Raw genomic sequence first — 17,756 nt, forward strand, 5'->3', positions numbered from 1 at the left:
AAGGGGTGGCAGGTCCGGATCCCCCTGGCGAAGCGCCGTGAGAAGCCGCCGACCGAAACCCGGTCGGGCGGTCGACCAACGCCGCCCGCCCCCGACCCACGGAAGCAGCTGTGATCACCACCACGGACCTCACGAAGGTCTACCGCTCCCGAGGCCGCGAGGTGACCGCCCTCGCCGGTGTCGACCTGCACGTCCGCCCGGGCGAGGTCTACGGCGTCGTCGGCACCAGCGGTGCCGGCAAGTCCACCCTCATCCGCTGCGTGAACATGCTGGAGCGCCCGAGTTCCGGCACGGTCACCGTGGACGGGGTCGAACTCACCGCGCTGTCCGGCGGCGAGAACCGCGCCGGACGGGAGCTGCGCGAGGCACGCCGCCGGATCGGCATGGTCTTCCAGCACTTCAACCTGCTGTCCTCGCGGACCGTGCAGCAGAACGTCGAACTCCCGCTGGAGATCATCGGCCTGGACCGCACCCAGCGCCGCCGCAAGGCCGCCGAGCTGCTCGACCTGGTCGGCCTCGGCGACAAGGCCCGCAGCTACCCCAACCAGCTCTCCGGCGGCCAGAAGCAGCGCGTCGGCATCGCCCGCGCCCTGGCCGGCGACCCCAAGGTGCTGCTCTCCGACGAGGCCACCTCGGCGCTCGACCCGGAGACCACCCGCTCGATCCTCAAGCTGCTGCGCGAGCTCAACCAGCAGCTCGGCCTCACCGTCCTGCTGATCACCCACGAGATGGACGTCATCAAGTCCGTCTGCGACTCCGCCGCCCTGATGCGCGGCGGACGGGTGGTCGAGTCCGGCAAGCTCACCGACCTGCTCGCCGAGCCCGGCTCCGAGCTGGCCCGCGAGCTGTTCCCGCTCAGCGAGTTCGGCACCGGCCACCCCGGCTCCACCGTGCTGGAGATCACCTTCCAGGGCGACACCTCGGCCCAGCCGTTCGTCTCCCAGCTGGCCCGCACCTACCAGATCGACATCAACATCCTGGGCGCCGCCGTGGAGACCATCGCCGGCCGGATGGTCGGCCGGATGCGGGTCGAGCTGACCGGCGGCCACCAGGACAACGTGGTGCCGATCGGCTACCTGCGCGAGCAGGGCCTCCAGGTGGACGTGATCGGCGCGGCGAACGGAGCGGTGGCATGACCTGGGACCAGATGCAGGAGCTGATGTGGCCCGCCACCCAGGAGACCTTCCAGATGGTCGGGGTGTCCGCGGCCGTCACGGTGCTGCTCGGCCTGCCGCTGGGCGTCCTGCTGGTGCTCACCGACAAGGGCGGCCTGCTGGCCAACCGGGTCGTCAACAAGGCCATCGGCTTCGTGGTGAACATCGCCCGCTCGGTGCCCTTCATCATCCTGATGATCGCGCTGATCTCCTTCACCCGTTGGCTGGTCGGCACCTCGATCGGCTGGCAGGCGGCGACCGTGCCGCTGACCATCGGCGCCATCCCGTTCTTCGCCCGCCTGGTCGAGACCTCCGTCCGTGAGGTCGACCGCGGCCTGGTCGAGGCGGTCCAGTCGATGGGCGGCAGCACCTGGACGATCGTCCGCAAGACCCTGCTGCCCGAGGCGCTGCCCGGCATCGTGGCCTCCGTCACCACCACGGTCATCACGCTGGTCAGCTACTCCGCGATGGCCGGCACGGTCGGCGGCGGCGGCCTCGGCACCCTCGCCGTCAACTACGGCTACCAGCGCTTCGAGACCGCCTTCATGTGGGTGATCGTGGCCGAGCTGGTGATCATCGTCACCGCCGTCCAGCTGATCGGCGACTTCGCCGTCAACCGCCTCGCCCACCGCGGCCGCTCCGGCGGCCGGACCCGGCTGCTCGGCCGCACCCCGACGACTCCCGACCAGGACCTCGTCGCCTCCTAGACCTCCCCCGTCCGACCCCGGACGCGGCTCCCCGCAACACGCAGAAAGGCACTTTTCGTGCGCAACTCGCTGAAGTTCACCACCGCCCTGGTCACCGCCGGCCTCGCCCTCTCGCTGGCCGCCTGCGGCAGCTCGGGGTCCTCCTCCTCGGACCCGAACGCGCCGCTCAAGGTCGTCGCCAGTCCGACCCCGCACGGGCAGATCCTCAAGTACGTCAAGGACAACCTCGCGGCCAAGGCGGGCCTCAAGCTGGACATCAAGGAGGTCACCGACTACGTGACCCCCAACACGGCGGTGCAGGACGGTTCGGCCGACGCCAACTACTTCCAGCACGTCCCGTACCTGGAGGACTTCAACAAGAAGCACGGCACGGACATCGTGTCGGTGGAGGCCGTGCACCTGGAGCCGCTGGGCCTCTACTCCAAGAAGGTCAAGGCGATCACCGACCTGCCGGACGGCGCCACCATCGGCCTGCCGAACGACGCCACCAACGAGGGCCGCGCGCTCAAGCTGCTCGCCGACAACAAGCTCATCACCCTCAAGGACGGCGTCACCACCACGGCCACCCCGGCCGACGTGACCGGCAACCCGAAGAACTTCAAGTGGAAGGAACTGGAGGCCGCCCAGCTGCCCCGCTCGGTCTCCGACCTCGACGCCGCCGTCATCAACGGCAACTACGCGATCGACTCCGGCCTGAAGCCGGCCACCGACGCGCTGGTGCTGGAGAAGGCCGAGGGCAACCCGTACGCCAACATCCTCGCCGTCAAGAAGGGCAAGGAGAACGACCCGCGGGTCAAGAAGCTCGCCGAGCTGCTGCACTCCGACGAGGTCAAGAAGTACATCAACGACACCTTCCAGGGCTCGGTCATCCCGGCCTTCTGACCGACGCCGCTGCCGTGACGGCACGCACCGGACGCCCGACCGGGCCCCCGCCGCACCTCGGCGGGGGCCCGGTCGGGCAGTATGCATCCGGGGCACCCCGGGCGACGGCGTTCTGACGCACCGTCGAGCGGGCGGCGCACCGCATGGCACCCGGAGCGCGCCGGAGGCGTACGGTGTTGTGTTCACGACCCGGCGAGGAGAGACGGCATGGCAGCGAGCTTCCCCGAGACCGCCATCAGCACCGAACGGCTGCTGCTGCGGCCCCTTGCGGAGGACGACGCCCCCGGCCTGGCCACGATGATGGCCGACGAGCTGGTCATGGCCTGGACGGACCTCCCGCACCCCTTCACCGAGGCGTACGCGGCCGAGCTCGCCCGCACCCTCGCGCCCGCCCACCGGGCCGCCGGACGCGGCATCGTCTTCGCCGTCACCGAACACCTGACCCAGCGCCTGGTCGGCCTGGTCGAGCTGCGCAACACCGACTGGCGGCTGCGCAGCACCGAGATCTCCTACGTCACCGCCGCCTGGGCGCGCGGCGAGGGCTACGCCCCGGAGGCGGTCCTCGGCGTCGCCCAGTGGCTGTTCGAGGACCGCGGCTTCCTGCGCCTGGAGATGCGCACCGCCGCCGGGAACACCGCCGCCCAGCAGGTCGCCCAGAAGATCGGCGGCATCAGCGAGGGCGTGCTGCGCAGCGCCTGGATAGTGCGCGGGGAGTCCGGCGAGGTCGTCGGGGCGCCTCCGCGCGGCCTGGCCGGCGTCGAGAGCCGGAGCGACCTCATCCTGTGGAGCCTGCTCCCGGAGGACATGGAGTCGCCCGAACCGCACCTCGGCAGCCACCCCGGCGAACACCGCTACGTGCTGCGCGACTGAGCGGGCGCGCCCGGAGCGGGTGTGTCCGGGCCGGGGTGTGTCCGAGGCAGGTGCGTCCGGGCGTCCGTCCGAGGCAGGTGCGTTCGAGGCGGGTGTGTTCCGGGCGGGTGTGTCCTGACCGCCGCCGGCCGCCGGTCCGCCACGGACATGTGTGCGAGATGTCGGCCTCCGGGGGATCACACCCGGTAGCCTCTGACCGGCGCCGTGCGACGGCGCACGAGTGGTGCACCGAGTCGAGGGGGAACGGCCGCAGATGGCTGACCGGATCACGGTCATCGGGTGGGACGGCACGCCGCTGACCGAGGCCGCCGGCGCGGCCCTCGCCGCGGCGACCCTGGTGGCCGGAGCCCCCTACCAACTGAGCGCCCTCCCGGTGCCGGAGGCCGCCGAGCGGATCGCCCTCGGCGACATCCGGCAGGCCGCCCGCAGGATCGCCGAGCACCGCGGCGCCGCCGTCGTGGTCGCCGAGGGCGACCCGGGCTTCTTCGGCGTGGTGCGCACCCTGCGCCGCCCCGAGTACGGCCTCGAACTGGAAGTGCTGCCCGCCGTCTCCTCCGTCGCCACCGCCTTCGCCCGGGCCGGCATGCCCTGGGAGGACGCCCAGGTGGTCAGCGCCCACGGCGGGCGGCTGCGCCGGGCGGCCAACATCTGCCGGGCCCATCCCAAGGTCGCGGTGCTCACCGCCCCGGGCGCCGGGCCCGCCGAACTCGCCCTGATGCTGCGCGGGGTGCACCGGACCTTCGTGGTCTGCGAGGCCCTCGGCACCTCGGAGGAGGACGTCACCGTCCTCACCTCCGACCGGATCGCCGACCACGTGTGGCGCGACCCCAACGTGGTGCTGGTGATCGGCGGCGCGGCCCAGGCCGGCCCGGTCGACCAGGCGGCCGGCTGGCTGGCCGGGCGCCCGGTCGGCTACCCCGGCGCGGAACGCGGCTGGGCGCTCCCCGGTGACGCCTACGCGGGCGCCGGGCGCACGGGTGGTGAAACGGGCGCGTCGGACGTGCTCCCGGCGCACGTACGCGCCCTGGTGCTGGCCCGGCTGGGCGCACGCCCCGGGGACCTGGTCTGGTCGGTCGGCGCGGGCAGCGGCGCCCTCGCGGTGGAGGCGGCCCGGTTCGGCGCCGCCGTCGTCGCGGTGGAGGGCTCCCGCTCGGCCTGCGCCCGGCTGACCGTCAACGCCCGCCGCTACGGCGTCGAGGTGGAGGCCGTGTACGGGAGCGGCCCCGAGGTGCTGGGCGGCCTGCCGGAGCCGGACGCGGCGGTGGTCGAGTCCGGTGACCCGGAGCTGGTGCGCGCGGTGCTGGCCCGCAAACCGGAGCGCTTCGTCGCCCTGCCCAGGACCTTCGCCGAGGCCGAGGAGGTCCGCCGGGCGATCGCCGAGGCGGGCTACCGGGCGGACGGTGAACTGCTCCAGTCCACCCCGCTGCGGTCCGCGGGGGAGGCCGGCGGGCTGGGGCTGGGGCTGGGAGCGGGCGGAAGCGGCGCGCTGGTGCTCTGGGGTGAGCAGATCGTGTGAAGGCCTCGGGCGCGCACCGGGGCGTACGGTGGCGCGGACGGTGACGGGGACGGTGATCCAGGTCGCATCCGGACACCGATTCGAGAGGTGACCGCGCCGGGCCGGTAGTGTGACGTCCTGGGCGGCTGCGGCGTAGGCGACCCACCCGATTAGGTCGGTTTGTCACCTTTTTGACGCGGTGCAACTCGGTTTTGCTCGGAGTGTGGGCAATTCGACGGGCCTCGTGCCGGACCTGGAGAATGCCGTAGGGTCCGGTGCGGTCGTGCCGGTTGCTCCGGGTTGTCGTTGTTTCAGACGATGTGCCGTCCCGTACGGACGGTGCGCCGGGCCGGGGTGCCACAGTGCGCCGGATGGACTTGGGCCGCAGCGCCACGGCGCGGCGGCCGCGTGTGGTTGAGGGGCGGGTCGGTCGCAGGCCCGGCCCGTGCGGATGGGCGCTGCGGTCGGTGATCGTGTGTCGCCAAGGGCGCGGCAGCGGCCTGGAAGGAGCTTTGACAATGACCGATGGCGGCCACGTCCCGGGCGAGGGACTGCCGGAGCACCTGAACGCCGGGCCCGACCCGCTCGGCGGACCGGAGGGCGTCGCGGGCGTTGCACCCCTCCAGGGCGTCGCGACCGACGGCGGGGTGATCCCGAACCAGGCGGCCCCGATCGGCGGCCTGCCCGGCGCGGTGCCCCCGGGGGCCGGCGGCATCCCGCCGCAGGGCCAGTCCGGCTACGCCCCCGGCGTTGCGGCGACCGGCCTCCCCGGCGAGGGCTGGGCCGTCGACCAGGGCGCCCCGCGCCCGGCCTTCCACTTCCTCGACCAGCCCGACGCACCGGACGGCCTGGACGACGATGACGACGTGCTGCTGATGCCGGGCCCGCAGGGCTCCTGGGGCGAGCCGATGGCGTCCGTCCCGGTCGAGCCGGCGCCGCTCGCGCCGCACCAGGAGGGCACGCCGGTCGAGCCGTCCTGGCCGCCGGTGGACCCGCCGGTGCTCGGCGGCGAGTACCTCCAGCAGCAGCCCGTCCAGGTGCAGCCGCAGACGCAGCAGCCGATGACGCAGGCTCAGCCGCCGCGCCGCCCGCTGCACGCCGGCCCGCCGATCCCGGACCCGTCGCTGATGACCGGCCACGTGCCGGTCCGCTCGCTGGCCGACCGCGGCCCGTCGCAGGGCGGCACGCCCGCGCACGGCATCCCGGTCGTCGGCCGGCCGCCGATGGCCGAGGCCGCCGCCCCGGCGCAGGCCGGCCTGCCGCAGGCCGCTCCGACGGCGCAGGCCGCGCCGGTCGCCCCCGTGGCTCCGGTGGCCCCCGCGGCTCCGGTGGCGGAGGGGCAGGTGCCGCTCGCGCACGACGGTCGGCAGCTGGTGCAGGTGCCCCTGGCCTCGCCGCCGATGGAGTCCCTGCTCGGCGTCGAGACGGTCGGGGCGATCGAGGTCATCGAGGTCATCGAGCTTCCGGGGGCGGTCCACGCCCTGGCGGGTACTCAGCCGGCCCCGGCCCCGGCCGCGGCCCCGGCCGCGGCAGCGCCCGAGGCCGTCACGGAGGCCGCCGCCGTCGCGCCGCAGGCCGTCGTGGCCGAGCAGGGCGTCGAGCCGGTCGCCGAAGCCGTCGCCGAGGTCGTCGCCGAGGTCGTTGTCGAGGCCGTCGTCGAACAGGGTGTCGAGCAGGCCCCGGCCGAGGCACCCGCCGAGGCCGTCGCCGTCGAACCCGCTGTCGCCGAGGGCGCCGAGGGCGCCGAGGGCACCGCCGGGGAGGGCGCCGTCGACGGTGCTGTCGCCGAGGGTGCCGAGGCCGCCGCCCCGGCCGGTCAGCCGCGCCGGATCTCCGCCTTCCTGGCCGCGCCCACCCCGCACGGCCTGCCCAAGGTCCAGCCGGCCGAGCAGGCCCCGGCCGCCGAGGTGGCGGCGCCTCAGCAGCCCGCGCCCATAGCGGCCACCGACGTGCCGCAGGCCGCCGAGGGCGCCGAGCCCGTCGCGGCCGCTGCCGTCGCCGCCGAGCCGGTCCAGGGCGTCGAGCCCGTGGAGTCCGGTGAGTCCGTGCCGGAGGCCGTCGCGGAGCCGGTCGCCGAGACCGCCGCCGGTACCGGCGAGATGCCGTCCGGCCAGGTCGTCGGCGAGCCCGCCGCGGAGGCCGGGCAGCCGCAGGAGGCCGTGACCGCCGAGAGCCCGGCGGAGGTGCCCGCCGAGCAGGCTTCGGCCGAGCAGCCCGTCGAGGCCGGGCCGACCGCCGAGGCGGCGCAGCCGGCCGACGCCGTCGCGCAGGACGCGGAGCAGCAGCCCGCGGCCGAGGCGGCCGAGGTTGCCGTCGAGCAGCCCGCCGTGGGCCCGGAGGCCGGGACCCCGGCGCAGGACCCGGTCGAGCAGGCCGCGGCCGGGACGCCCGTCGAGGCCGCGCCCGAGGCCGTTGCCGTTGCCGAGCCCGTCGTCGGCGAGCCCGTCGCCGTCGAGCCCGTCGCCGCCGAGGCCGGCGAGGGTGAGACCGCGAGCGCCGAGCCGGTCCAGGAGCAGGCCCCCGAGGCCCCCGCCGCCGAGGACGGGCAGACCGAGCAGCCCGCCGAGCAGCCCGCGGCCGAGGAGCCCGCCGCGGACCGGCCCGTCGAGCAGCCCGCCGCCGAAGAGGCCGCCGCCGCGGAGCCGTCCGAAGCCCCGTCGGAGGAGCAGCAGTCCGCGGAGCAGCCCGTCGAGCAGCCCGCCGCCGGGGAGGCCGCCGCCGAGGAGCCCGTCGAGGAGCCCGCCGAGCCGCGCGGCCCGGCCGCCCCCGGTTACGACGAGGTCGGTCGCGAGGCCGTCCACCAGGTGATCCGCGAGCGCCGCGACATCCGCAACGGCTTCCGCCCGGACCCGATCCCGCACGAGGTGCTGATCCGCGTCCTGGAGGCCGCCCACACCGCGCCCAGCGTCGGCTACTCGCAGCCCTGGGACTTCGTGGTGATCCGTTCGGCGAAGACCCGCCGGCGGATGCACGCCCTGGCCGAGCGCCAGCGCGAGTCGTACGCGGACTCGCTGCCCAAGGGCCGGGCCAAGCAGTTCAAGGAAATCAAGATCGAGGCCATCCTCGAGACCCCGGTCAACATCGTGGTGACCGCCGACCGCACCCGTGGCGGCCGGCACACCCTGGGCCGGCACACCCAGCCGCAGATGGCCCCGTACTCGGCGGCCCTGGCCGTCGAGAACCTGTGGCTGGCGGCCCGGGCCGAGGGCCTGGGCGTCGGCTGGGTGAGCTTCTTCGACGACGAGGAGCTGGTCCGGGAGCTCGGCCTGCCCGAGCACCTGGAGGTCGTCGCCTACCTGTGCGTCGGCTTCGTCGACTCCTTCCCGGACGAGCCCGAGCTGGAGCAGCAGGGCTGGGCGAAGAAGCGCCCGCTGTCCTGGGTCGTCCACGAGGAGCAGTACGGCAACCGCGCGCTGCCCGGCGAGGAGCCGCAGAGCCTGCTCGCCGACACCCTGCGCGGCATCCGTCCGCTGGACGCCAAGGCGCTCGGCGAGGCGTGGGACCGGCAGAAGCGGATGACCAAGCCGGCCGGTTCGCTCGGCATGCTGGAGATCATCTCCGCCCAGCTGTGCGGCCTGTCCCGCAAGTGCCCGCCGCCGCTGCCGGAGCCCGCCTGTGTGGCGATCTTCGCCGGCGACCACGGCGTGCACGCCCAGGGCGTCAGCCCGTGGCCGCAGGAGGTGACCGCCCAGATGGTCGGGAACTTCCTGGCCGGCGGCGCGGTGATCAACTCCTTCGCGAAGCAGATCGGCACCGAGGTCTGCGTGGTCGACGTCGGCGTGGCCGCCGAGCTGCCGGACGCCGTCCAGCAGGGCCGCGCCACCGGGCTGCTGCCGCGCAAGGTCCGCCCGGGCACCGCCGACATGACCCAGGGTCCGGCGATGACCCGCGAGGAGGCCCTCAAGGCCATCGAGGTCGGCATCGAGACCGCCCGCGACCTGGTCGCGGCGGGCAACAAGGCGCTGGTCACCGGCGACATGGGCATCGCCAACACCACCGCCTCGGCGGCCCTGATCTCGGTGTTCACCGGCCTCGACCCGGCCGAGGTCACCGGTCGCGGCACCGGTATCGACGACGAGACCCACGCCCGCAAGATCGAGGTCATCCGGGCCGCGCTGGCGCTGCACCGGCCCGACCCGAGCGACCCGGTCGGCGTCCTCGCCGCCGTCGGCGGCCTGGAGCACGCGGCCCTCGCGGGCTTCCTGCTGGGCGCCGCCTCGCTGCGCACCCCGGTGATCCTGGACGGTGTCATCGCCGGTTCGGCCGCGCTGGCCGCCAAGGCGATCGCCCCCGAGGTGCTGGCGGCCTGCATCGCCGGCCACCGCTCCGCCGAGCCCGGCCACCAGGCCGCGCTGGCGAAGCTCGGCCTGCGTCCGCTCATCGACCTGGACCTTCGCCTCGGCGAGGGCACCGGTGCCTTGCTGGCCCTGCCGCTGGTGCAGAGCGCGGCCCGGGCGATGCACGATGTAGCCACCTTCGATTCCGCCGGGGTCACCGAGAAGGCCTGACGCGCACCTCGTCACCGCTCCGCGGACCGGCCCGAGGGCGCGCCGGTCCGCGGAGCGGTGTCTCGCCGTACCGTCCCCACACCCTCATTTTCCGATCAGGAGCACCGCCGATGACCGCGCCCACCCCGCACCCGAGCACCGAGGGCCGCACTCCGTACCCGGTCGGCCTGCTGCTGGCCGGCCGTCGCGTCGTCGTGGTCGGCGGCGGCCAGGTCGCCCAGCGGCGGCTGCCCGCGCTGATCGCCACCGGCGCCGAGCTCCACCTGATAGCTCCGGTCACCACCCCGGCCGTCCAGGCGATGGCGGACGCCGGTGAGCTGACCTGGCACGCCCGTCCGTACCGGGACGGCGACCTGGCCGACACCTGGTACGTGCTGGTCGCCACCGACGACCCGGCCGTCAACGCGGCCGTCAGCGCCGAGGCCGAGCGCGGGCGGGTGTTCTGCTCCCGCAGCGACGACGCCTCCGCCGCCACCGCCTGGACCCCGGCCAGCGGACGCGACGCGGGTGCCACCGTGGCCGTCCTCACCGGCGACCCTCGGCACTCCGCCGCCCTGCGCGACGCCATCGTGGACGGTCTGCGGGACGGCTCGCTGGCCGCCCGCCAGTACCGCTCGCACGGCGCCGGTGTCGCCCTGGTCGGCGGCGGCCCGGGGGACCCGGACCTGATCACCGTGCGCGGCCGCCGCCTGCTCGCGGACGCCGACGTGGTGGTCGCCGACCGCCTGGCCCCGCGCGAGCTGCTCGCCGAGCTGCCCGAGCACGTCGAGGTGATCGACGCCTCCAAGATCCCGTACGGCCGGTTCATGGCCCAGGAGGCGATCAATCGCACGCTGATCGAGCACGCCAAGGCCGGCAAGTTCGTGGTCAGGCTCAAGGGCGGCGACCCGTACGTCTTCGGCCGCGGCGGCGAGGAGCTGCTGGCCTGCGCCGAGGCCGGTCTGCCGGTCACCGTCGTGCCGGGGATCTCCAGTTCGATCAGTGTCCCCGCCTCGGCCGGCGTTCCGGTCACCCACCGCGGCATGACGCACGAGTTCACGGTGATCTCGGGCCACGTCGGCCCGGACGACGAGCGCTCGCTGACCAACTGGGAGGCCGCCGCCCGGATGAGCGGCACCCTGGTGCTGCTGATGGCCGTGGACAAGATCGGCGCGATCGCCGCCCGGCTGGTCGAGTACGGCCGGTCCGCGGACACCCCGGTCGCGATCGTCCAGGAGGGCACCACGGCCGCCCAGCGCCGGGTGGACGCCACCCTGGGCACCGTCGCCGCGGTGGTGGAGGCCGAGGGCGTCAAGCCGCCGGCGGTCATCGTGGTCGGCGACGTCGTCAACGTCCTGGCCGCCGCCTTCCGGCCGTAGGCCGTCCCGGCGCGGGAAGTCGGCCGGTCCGACCTCCCGCGCCAGCACAGCCCGCGCCAGCACAGCCCGGACCGGCTACTCCAGCGGCTGCTCCGTCCAGATCACCTTCCCGGTCGCCGTGTAGCGCGTCCCCCAGCGGTCCGCGAACTGCGCGACCAGGAACAGCCCGCGCCCGCCCTCGTCCTCGGTCGCCGCGTACCGCAGGTGCGGCGAGGTGCTGCTGCCGTCCGACACCTCGCAGATCAGTGCCCGGTCCCGTAGCAGTCGCACCCGGATCGGCCCGGAGCCGTACCGGATCGCGTTGGTCACCAGCTCGCTCAGGATCAGCTCGGTGACGAACGCGGCCTCGTCCAGCCCCCAGGACTCCAGCCGCCGGGCCACCTCCGCCCGGACGGCCCCCACCGCCGCCGGGTCGGACGGCACCTCCCACTCCGCCACCTGGTCCGGCGACAGCACCCTGGTCCGCGCCACCAGCAGCGCGATGTCGTCCTGCGGACGCTCCGGCAGCATCGCCCCGAGGACGTCCGCACAGGTCTGCTCGGGCGTGCGCGGCGGACCGGCCAGCGCGGACCGCAGCAGCTCCAGCCCCTCGTCGATGTCCCGCTCGCGGTCCTCGACCAGCCCGTCCGTGTACAGCACCAGCCGGCTGCCCTCCGCCAGCTCCAGCTCGGCGGTCTCGAACGGCAGCACCGCCAGCCCCAGCGGCGGCCCGGTCGGCAGCTCCGGGAACACCACCCGGCCCTGCGGGTCCACCACGGCCGGCGGCGGATGCCCGGCGGTGGCCAGCGTGCAGCGCCGCGCCACCGGGTCGTAGATCGCGTACAGGCAGGTCGCCCCGGTCAGCCCGGCGCTCTCGCCGCTCGCCGCCTCGTCCTGGTCGATCCGGTTGACCAGCTCGTCCAGGTGCCCCAGCAGCTCGTCCGGCGGCAGGTCCAGGGTGGAGAAGTTGTGGATCGCCGTCCGCAGCCGGCCCATCGTCGCCGCCGCGTGCAGCCCGTGCCCGACCACGTCCCCGACCACCAGCGCCACCCGCGCCCCCGGCAGCGGGATCACGTCGAACCAGTCCCCGCCCACCCCGGCCTGGGCGGGCAGGTACCGGTGCGCCACGTCCAGCGCGTTCTGCGCCGGCAGGTTGCGCGGCAGCAGGCTGTGCTGCAGCGTCACCGCCATCGCGTGCTCCCGGGTGTAGCGGCGGGCGTTGTCGATGCACACCGCGGCGTGCGACACCAGCTCTTCGGCCAGCGCCAGGTCGTCCGTCTCGAACGGCTCCGCCCGCTGCGCCCGCCAGAACCGGGCCACCCCCAGCAGCACCCCGCGCGCCCGCAGCGGCACCCGCACCAGCGAGTGCACCCCGTACGCCAGGATCCGGGTCGACCGCTCCGGGTCCTGCTCCCGCCACCGCCGGGCCTGCGACAGGTCGGGTTCCAGGCCCGGCTCCCCGCTGTGCAGCGCCCCGGCCAGCGGCGTCTCGGGCACCACGTCCAGCACCGTGCCGACCGCGTGGAACGGCGCGTCGTCCCGGACGCCCGCCACCGCCGTACGCCGCATCCGTCCCGGTGACGAGCCCGGCGGCGGCTCCTCGCCCGCCAGGACCTGCTCCGCGAGGTCCACCGTGACGAAGTCCGCGAACCGGGGCACCGCGACCTGCGCCAGCTCCTCGGCCGTCCGCGTCACGTCCAGCGTGCTGCCCACCGACACCCCGGCGTCGTACAGCAGCCGCAGCCTCCGCTGGGCGCCCTCGGCCCGGCCGGACAGCGCCAGCAGCTCGGTGGAGTCACGCAGCGTGGCGACGCACCCGGGCGGGCCGCCCGCCTGGTCGGTCAGCCGGACGTTCACCGCCAGCAGCCGCTCCCCGGACATCACGATCTCGTCGGTCACCTGACGGTTGGCGGTCAGCAGTTCCAGCGGCGCCGGCTCCAGGCCCAGCCCGGCCACCGGGCGGCCCTCGGCGTCCGGCGGCAGGTCCAGCAGCCGGCGCGCCTCGTCATTGCAGAGCAGCAGCCGCCCGTCCCCGCCGACGATCATGACGCCCTCGCGCACCGCGTGCAGCACGGCCGCGTGGTGCTCGTACATCCGTGTCATCTCGATCGGGCCCAGGCCGCGGGTCTGCCGCCGCAGCCGGCGGCTGATCAGCGCCGTGCCGAGGGTGGCCAGCCCGATCGCGCCCGCCGCCGTGCCCAGCACCACCGGCAGCTGGCGCTCGCTCGCCGTGCTGACGTTCGCCAGCGTGACGCCCGCCGAGACCAGCCCGACCACCTGGCCGTCCGGCGCGTACACCGGGACGATCGCCTGCACCAGCGGGCCGAGCGTGCCCGTGACGTGCTCGGTCACCACCTGGCCCTGCAGCGCGGGCTGGTAGTTCCCGACGAACTTCTGGCCGATCCGGGCCGGGTTCGGATGGGTGTAGCGGATGCCCTGGTTGTTCAGGACGACGATGAAGTCCACGCCCGAGGCGATCCGCGCGGACTGCGCCTTCGGCTGGAGGACGGCGGTCGGGTCGGGGGAGCGGAGCGCGTCGACCATGCCCGGGGAGTTGGCGAAGGACTGGGCGACCGCCACAGACCGGTTGCGGGCCTCGTGGTCGGCGTCGTTGTGCGACTGCACCACCAGCGCCACCACGGCCGCCGCCACCAGCAGCAGCACGACCAGGATCTGCAGCGCGAACACCTGCCCGGCCACCGACCGGTGCCACACCGACCACCCCCGCATCGCGCGCGGCAGCTGTGGCCGACCGCGTGGGCGGCCACCGGAGGAGCCGGCGGAGCCAGTGGCGCCAGAGGCCGACGGAGCCCAGGATCGACCCGGATAACGGGCCATACGGTCATATTTGCACTCAGACCAGCCGGGGACCACCCCGTCCCCGCGGCCGTTTGGCCTTCCCCGCCCCGGCTTGGCAAGATCGCAGGGTGTCCGAACCCAGCACCGTCTCCGACCCCGCCGACCCCCGCCTCGCCGACTACACCGGCCTCACCGACGTCGAACTGCGCCGCCGCCGCGAACCCGCCGAGGGCCTGTTCATCGCCGAGGGCGAGAAGGTCATCCGCCGCGCCCTCGCCGCCGGCTACCGGATGCGGTCGATGCTGCTCACCGCCAAGTGGCTGGACGTGATGGCCGACGTCATCGCCGAGGCCGACGCCCCGGTCCACGTGGTCGAGCCCGGCCTCGCCGAAGCCGTCACCGGCTACCACGTCCACCGCGGCGCGCTCGCCTCCATGGAGCGCAAGCCCCTCCCGGACGCCGCGGACGTCCTGGCCGGCGCCCGCCGGGTCGCGGTCCTGGAGGGCCTGGTCGACCACACCAACCTCGGGGCCATCTTCCGCAGCGCCGCGGCCCTCGGGATGGACGCCGTCCTGCTCTCGCCGGACTGCGCCGACCCGCTCTACCGGCGCGCCGTCAAGGTCTCGATGGGCGCCGTCTTCGCGGTCCCGTACGCCCGGCTCGACCCCTGGCCCGCCGCCCTGGACACCGTCCGCGAGGCCGGCTTCACGCTCCTCGCCCTCACCCCCGCCGACGGCGCCGTCGACCTCTCCGCCCTCACGCCGCACCGCCTCCCCAAGGCCGCGCTCATGCTCGGCGCCGAAGGCGACGGCCTCACCCGCCGGGCCATCGCCGCCGCCGACCACCCGGTCCGCATCCCGATGGCCCACGGCATCGACTCGCTCAACGTGGGCGCGGCGGCGGCGGTGGCGTTCTACGCCGTCACCACTCCCGCTTCCTGACCCGGGCTCCGGCGTCGCCGCTCGGCCGCCCGCCACCCGTTCCGCCGGCGTGGGAAGTCGGCCGGTCCGACGTCCCGCGCCGTGACCGGATGCCGCCGACCCGCCCGGGTCAGCCCGTGGGGGCCGTGGGCGGGGCCGGAGCGGCGGCGGGGGGCGGGGTGCTGCCGTTGGTGGCGCCGGGCCAGGACTCGTCGAGGGTGCCGTCGGCGCGGACGGTGTAGCGGGTGGAGGCCACCGCGCCGGCGGCGAGGCGCTCCTCGCGGACGACCGTGCTGCCGTCCAGCCGCCAGGTGGCCGTGGCCTGCGGGTCCGCCGCCGAGGTGCGGGAGGTGGTGGCGACGGGGCTGTCCCCGGCGAAGGTGTAGAGCTGGACGAGGTCGACCGGCGCCGAGCCCTCGGCCCGCCGCAGGACGACGACCGCGGCCGGCCCGCCCTTGTACCGGGCCGGCAGCACCGCGCTGAGCGCGACCTGCGGTCCGGCGCCGACCGAGTGCCCGTCCTTCAGCGCGATGGCCGGCCCGCCCGCCCCGTCGGGGTAGCTGCGGTTCGGCCAGTCGACCGCGGGCACCGGCCCCTGCGGGGGCGTCAGGGCGCCGTCCCGCGCGGCTGCCGGGAGGGGCGCGGTCGACGCCTGCGGGGCAGCCGGGAGGGGTGCCGTCGCGGCCTGCGGGGCGACGTCCACCGAGGTCCCCGGCACCGCCTGCTCGCCGCCGCCACCGGTGCCGGCCGAGCCCGGGGTGACGCTCGCGACCACCCCGGTCGACGGCCGCCGGCCCTGGTCGCTCCGGTTCTCGCACCCCTGCGCCGCCGCGATGGCCAGCGCCACGCCGATCGTCACCGTGACGAAGACGATCAGGCGCTGCCGCAGCAGCCGCTGCCGCGCGGTGCCGGGCCGGCCGCCGGGGACGGGCCGCCCGCCCGGGGCCGGGGTGTGCTGGCGGTCGCGCGGGCGGGCCCCGGGCCGGGCCGGGGGCGGTGTCTGCGGACGGTCCGGCCGGGCCCGCAGCGGACGTGTCACGGGTGTCGGCTCGGGCCGGGGGAGCGGTGCGGCGCCCTGCGGACGCCGCCCGGGGGCCCCGGACGCCTGCGCGCCGGGACGGCCCGCCGCCGCACGGGCCCGGGCCGGGGCGGGCGGTTCGGGGGAGCGCCCGGGAGCCGGAACGCCCTGGTGGGCGGCGTCCTGCCGAGCGGGAGCGGACGCCCCCCGCCCCGGCCGGGCCGCGCGGGTGCTGCCGCCGGAGGCCCCCGAGGCCGCACCGCGCGCCGCGAGTTCGCTGAGCCGCTCGTGCAGCGCGGCGGCGCCGGGCCGTTCGGCGGGCTCCTTGGCGAGGCAGGCCCGGATCAGCGGCGCCAGCTGCGGCGGCACCGCCGACAGGTCGGGCTCCTCGTGGACGACCCGGTACAGCATCACTTCGGAGGACGCCCCGGAACCGAACGGGGTGTCCCCGGTGAGCGCGTACGCGAGGGTGGCGCCGAAGGCGAAGACGTCGGTGGCGGGTGTGACGGCGGCCCCGCGCACCTGCTCGGGCGCGAGGAAGCCGGGGGAGCCGACGGCCGTGCCGACGTGGGTGAGCGTGCTGGCACCGCGCGACCAGGCGATGCCGAAGTCGATGATCCGCGGTCCGCGCGGCGAGAGCAGGATGTTGGAGGGCTTGAGGTCGCGGTGGACCACCCCGGCCTCGTGCACCTTGACCAGTCCGTCGGCGAGCGCGGCCCCGACCCGGGCCGCGTCGGCCCAGCTCAGCGGCCCTTCGTCGCCGACCCGCTTGTAGAGGGAGGGCCCGGGCACGTAGGCGGTGGCCAGCCAGGGCCGGTCGGCCTCGATGTCGGAGCCGACCACGCGGGCGGTGCAGCCGCCCCGGATCCGGGAGGCGGCGGCGATCTCGCGGGCGAAGCGGGTGCGGAACTCCACGTCCTCGGCGAGCTCGGCGCGGATCAGCTTGAGCGCGACGCGCTGCCCGCGGCGGTCGGACCCGAGGTAGACCACGCCCATGCCGCCGGCGCCTAGCCGCCGGTGCAGGCGGTACGGCCCGACGATGCGGGGGTCCTCACGCCTCAGCCGCATCATCGCCATGTTCCGTTCCCCGTCAGCCTGTGGGTGAGGCCCCGTCGGTTGGGCCATCGTCAGTTCCTGTCCGGCACAGCTTACGGACTGCCTGCTGCGGTGTGCTGATACGCAACACCTCAAGCCGCCGTGCGATTGTCTGATCTTGCGCTGAGCCGCAGGTCACAGAGGTGCCTGAGCACCTCTCGGGGTTACCCCTCAGGGTTCCCCCGGGGGTCGGGTCGGCCTTCCCTCCCCCTGCGGTAGTAGGACCCGGGGACGAGCGTCATCCTCCGGGACGTCCGAGGAACAGTACGACGGCATGACGCCCGCAGGCCCCCCTGACCAATAGCGTTGTGTCCAGCGGTGGACGGGGAGCTCGTCCCCCGAGGTAAGCCGTTCACCGCGCCAACTCGACCGGATCAGGAGCAAGGGCATGGCACCGCAGCTCACGGGAAACCCCCGCCGCCGTCAGCCGGCCCTCGACCGGTCCCGGTCCACCACCGAGCAGCCCACCCGGCACCCCGCGGTGGCGCTGGCCATGGCCCTGCCGTGCGCCGTGCTCCTGGTACTGCTCTTCGGCGGATGGGACCAGATGGCGAACCAGGCCCAGGCCGTCGCCGACCTGATCGGCCACTGAGCAGTACCTGAGAAGGACGCCGTCCCGCAGGGGGCGGCCACGAAACGGGCACCGGTCCCCTGGGGACGGGGAGCGGTGCCGCCGGGGAGGCCGCGGCCGCGAGATCTCGCGGACGGGCGGGAGCGGTGCGCAGAGCGCCCCGGCAGGCGGAGATGCCGCGTACGGACGTCGGTGAGGGCGTCCGTACGCGGCTCTTCGAGGTCCACGGCCGGCTCGTCCGGCAGGGCCCCCACGCACGCAAAAGGGCCGGGGCCGGGATCCTCACGGATCCCGGCCCCGGCCGTTGCTGTGCGCGATACTGGGATTGAACCAGTGACCCCTACCGTGTCAAGGTAGTGCTCTCCCGCTGAGCTAATCGCGCCTGGTAAGGCGGTCATGC

At 75.1% G+C, this 17,756-nt stretch carries 10 protein-coding genes, 1 tRNA gene and 1 pseudogene; 9 read left to right on the forward strand and 3 right to left on the reverse strand.

All coding sequences use genetic code 11. The features are described 5' to 3' along the window. Positions 1-110 precede the first annotated feature (110 nt). From ACFQ6N_RS13170 to cobA, 7 genes are all read left to right on the forward strand, one after another. Positions 111-1,136 carry a methionine ABC transporter ATP-binding protein gene (locus ACFQ6N_RS13170; protein WP_380648938.1) on the forward strand — a complete coding sequence of 342 codons (1,026 nt, stop codon included), beginning with the start codon at positions 111-113 and terminating at the stop codon, positions 1,134-1,136. Then, on the forward strand, positions 1,133-1,861 hold the full coding sequence (locus ACFQ6N_RS13175) for a methionine ABC transporter permease (protein ID WP_380648939.1): 729 nt from the start codon (positions 1,133-1,135) through the stop codon (positions 1,859-1,861). Before ACFQ6N_RS13170 ends, ACFQ6N_RS13175 begins: the two co-directional genes overlap by 4 nt. 57 nt (positions 1,862-1,918) lie before the next feature. Next, positions 1,919-2,743: a MetQ/NlpA family ABC transporter substrate-binding protein gene (locus tag ACFQ6N_RS13180; RefSeq protein ID WP_380648940.1), complete on the forward strand. Its 825-nt coding sequence runs from the start codon at positions 1,919-1,921 to the stop codon at positions 2,741-2,743. A gap of 207 nt (positions 2,744-2,950) precedes the next feature. Next, positions 2,951-3,613, forward strand: a complete 663-nt coding sequence (locus tag ACFQ6N_RS13185) for a GNAT family N-acetyltransferase (RefSeq protein WP_380648942.1) — start codon at positions 2,951-2,953, stop codon at positions 3,611-3,613. 253 nt (positions 3,614-3,866) lie between these two features. Beyond that, complete coding sequence (cbiE, locus tag ACFQ6N_RS13190; protein WP_380648943.1) at positions 3,867-5,129, forward strand: precorrin-6y C5,15-methyltransferase (decarboxylating) subunit CbiE; 1,263 nt, start codon at positions 3,867-3,869, stop codon at positions 5,127-5,129. 497 nt (positions 5,130-5,626) lie between these two features. Beyond that, positions 5,627-9,616: a nicotinate-nucleotide--dimethylbenzimidazole phosphoribosyltransferase gene (cobT, locus tag ACFQ6N_RS13195; protein WP_380648944.1), complete on the forward strand. Its 3,990-nt coding sequence runs from the start codon at positions 5,627-5,629 to the stop codon at positions 9,614-9,616. A 110-nt stretch (positions 9,617-9,726) separates the two neighbouring features. Beyond that, a complete protein-coding gene (cobA, locus tag ACFQ6N_RS13200; RefSeq protein ID WP_380648945.1) occupies positions 9,727-10,974 on the forward strand; it encodes a uroporphyrinogen-III C-methyltransferase in 1,248 nt (415 codons plus the stop codon). Positions 10,975-11,049: 75 nt separating this feature from the next. Here the strand turns inward: cobA and ACFQ6N_RS13205 are convergent, their stop codons facing one another. Then, positions 11,050-13,791, reverse strand: coding sequence for a SpoIIE family protein phosphatase (locus tag ACFQ6N_RS13205; protein ID WP_380648946.1), 2,742 nt, complete (start codon positions 13,789-13,791; stop codon positions 11,050-11,052). Positions 13,792-13,880: 89 nt separating this feature from the next. On the opposite strand from ACFQ6N_RS13205, the gene ACFQ6N_RS13210 reads away from it, so the two are divergent. Next, entirely contained in the window at positions 13,881-14,693 is an 813-nt protein-coding gene (locus tag ACFQ6N_RS13210; RefSeq protein ID WP_380648947.1) for a TrmH family RNA methyltransferase, read from the forward strand. Positions 14,694-15,426: 733 nt separating this feature from the next. On the opposite strand, the pseudogene ACFQ6N_RS13215 reads toward ACFQ6N_RS13210, so the two are convergent. Next, a pseudogene (locus tag ACFQ6N_RS13215) lies at positions 15,427-16,767 on the reverse strand (protein kinase); the annotation flags it as partial. Positions 16,768-17,173: 406 nt separating this feature from the next. Between ACFQ6N_RS13215 and ACFQ6N_RS13220 the strand changes: the two are divergent. Next, the gene (locus ACFQ6N_RS13220; RefSeq protein ID WP_380648948.1) at positions 17,174-17,377 is read left to right on the forward strand and encodes a hypothetical protein; all 204 of its coding nucleotides are present in this window, start codon (positions 17,174-17,176) and stop codon (positions 17,375-17,377) included. A gap of 289 nt (positions 17,378-17,666) precedes the next feature. On the opposite strand, the gene ACFQ6N_RS13225 is transcribed toward ACFQ6N_RS13220, so the two are convergent. Next, positions 17,667-17,738 (reverse strand) — tRNA-Val (locus tag ACFQ6N_RS13225). Between the last annotated feature and the right edge of the window lie 18 nt (positions 17,739-17,756).

Origin of the sequence: Kitasatospora sp. NPDC056446, assembly GCF_042796115.1 — a bacterium.
GTDB lineage: Bacteria > Actinomycetota > Actinomycetes > Streptomycetales > Streptomycetaceae > Kitasatospora.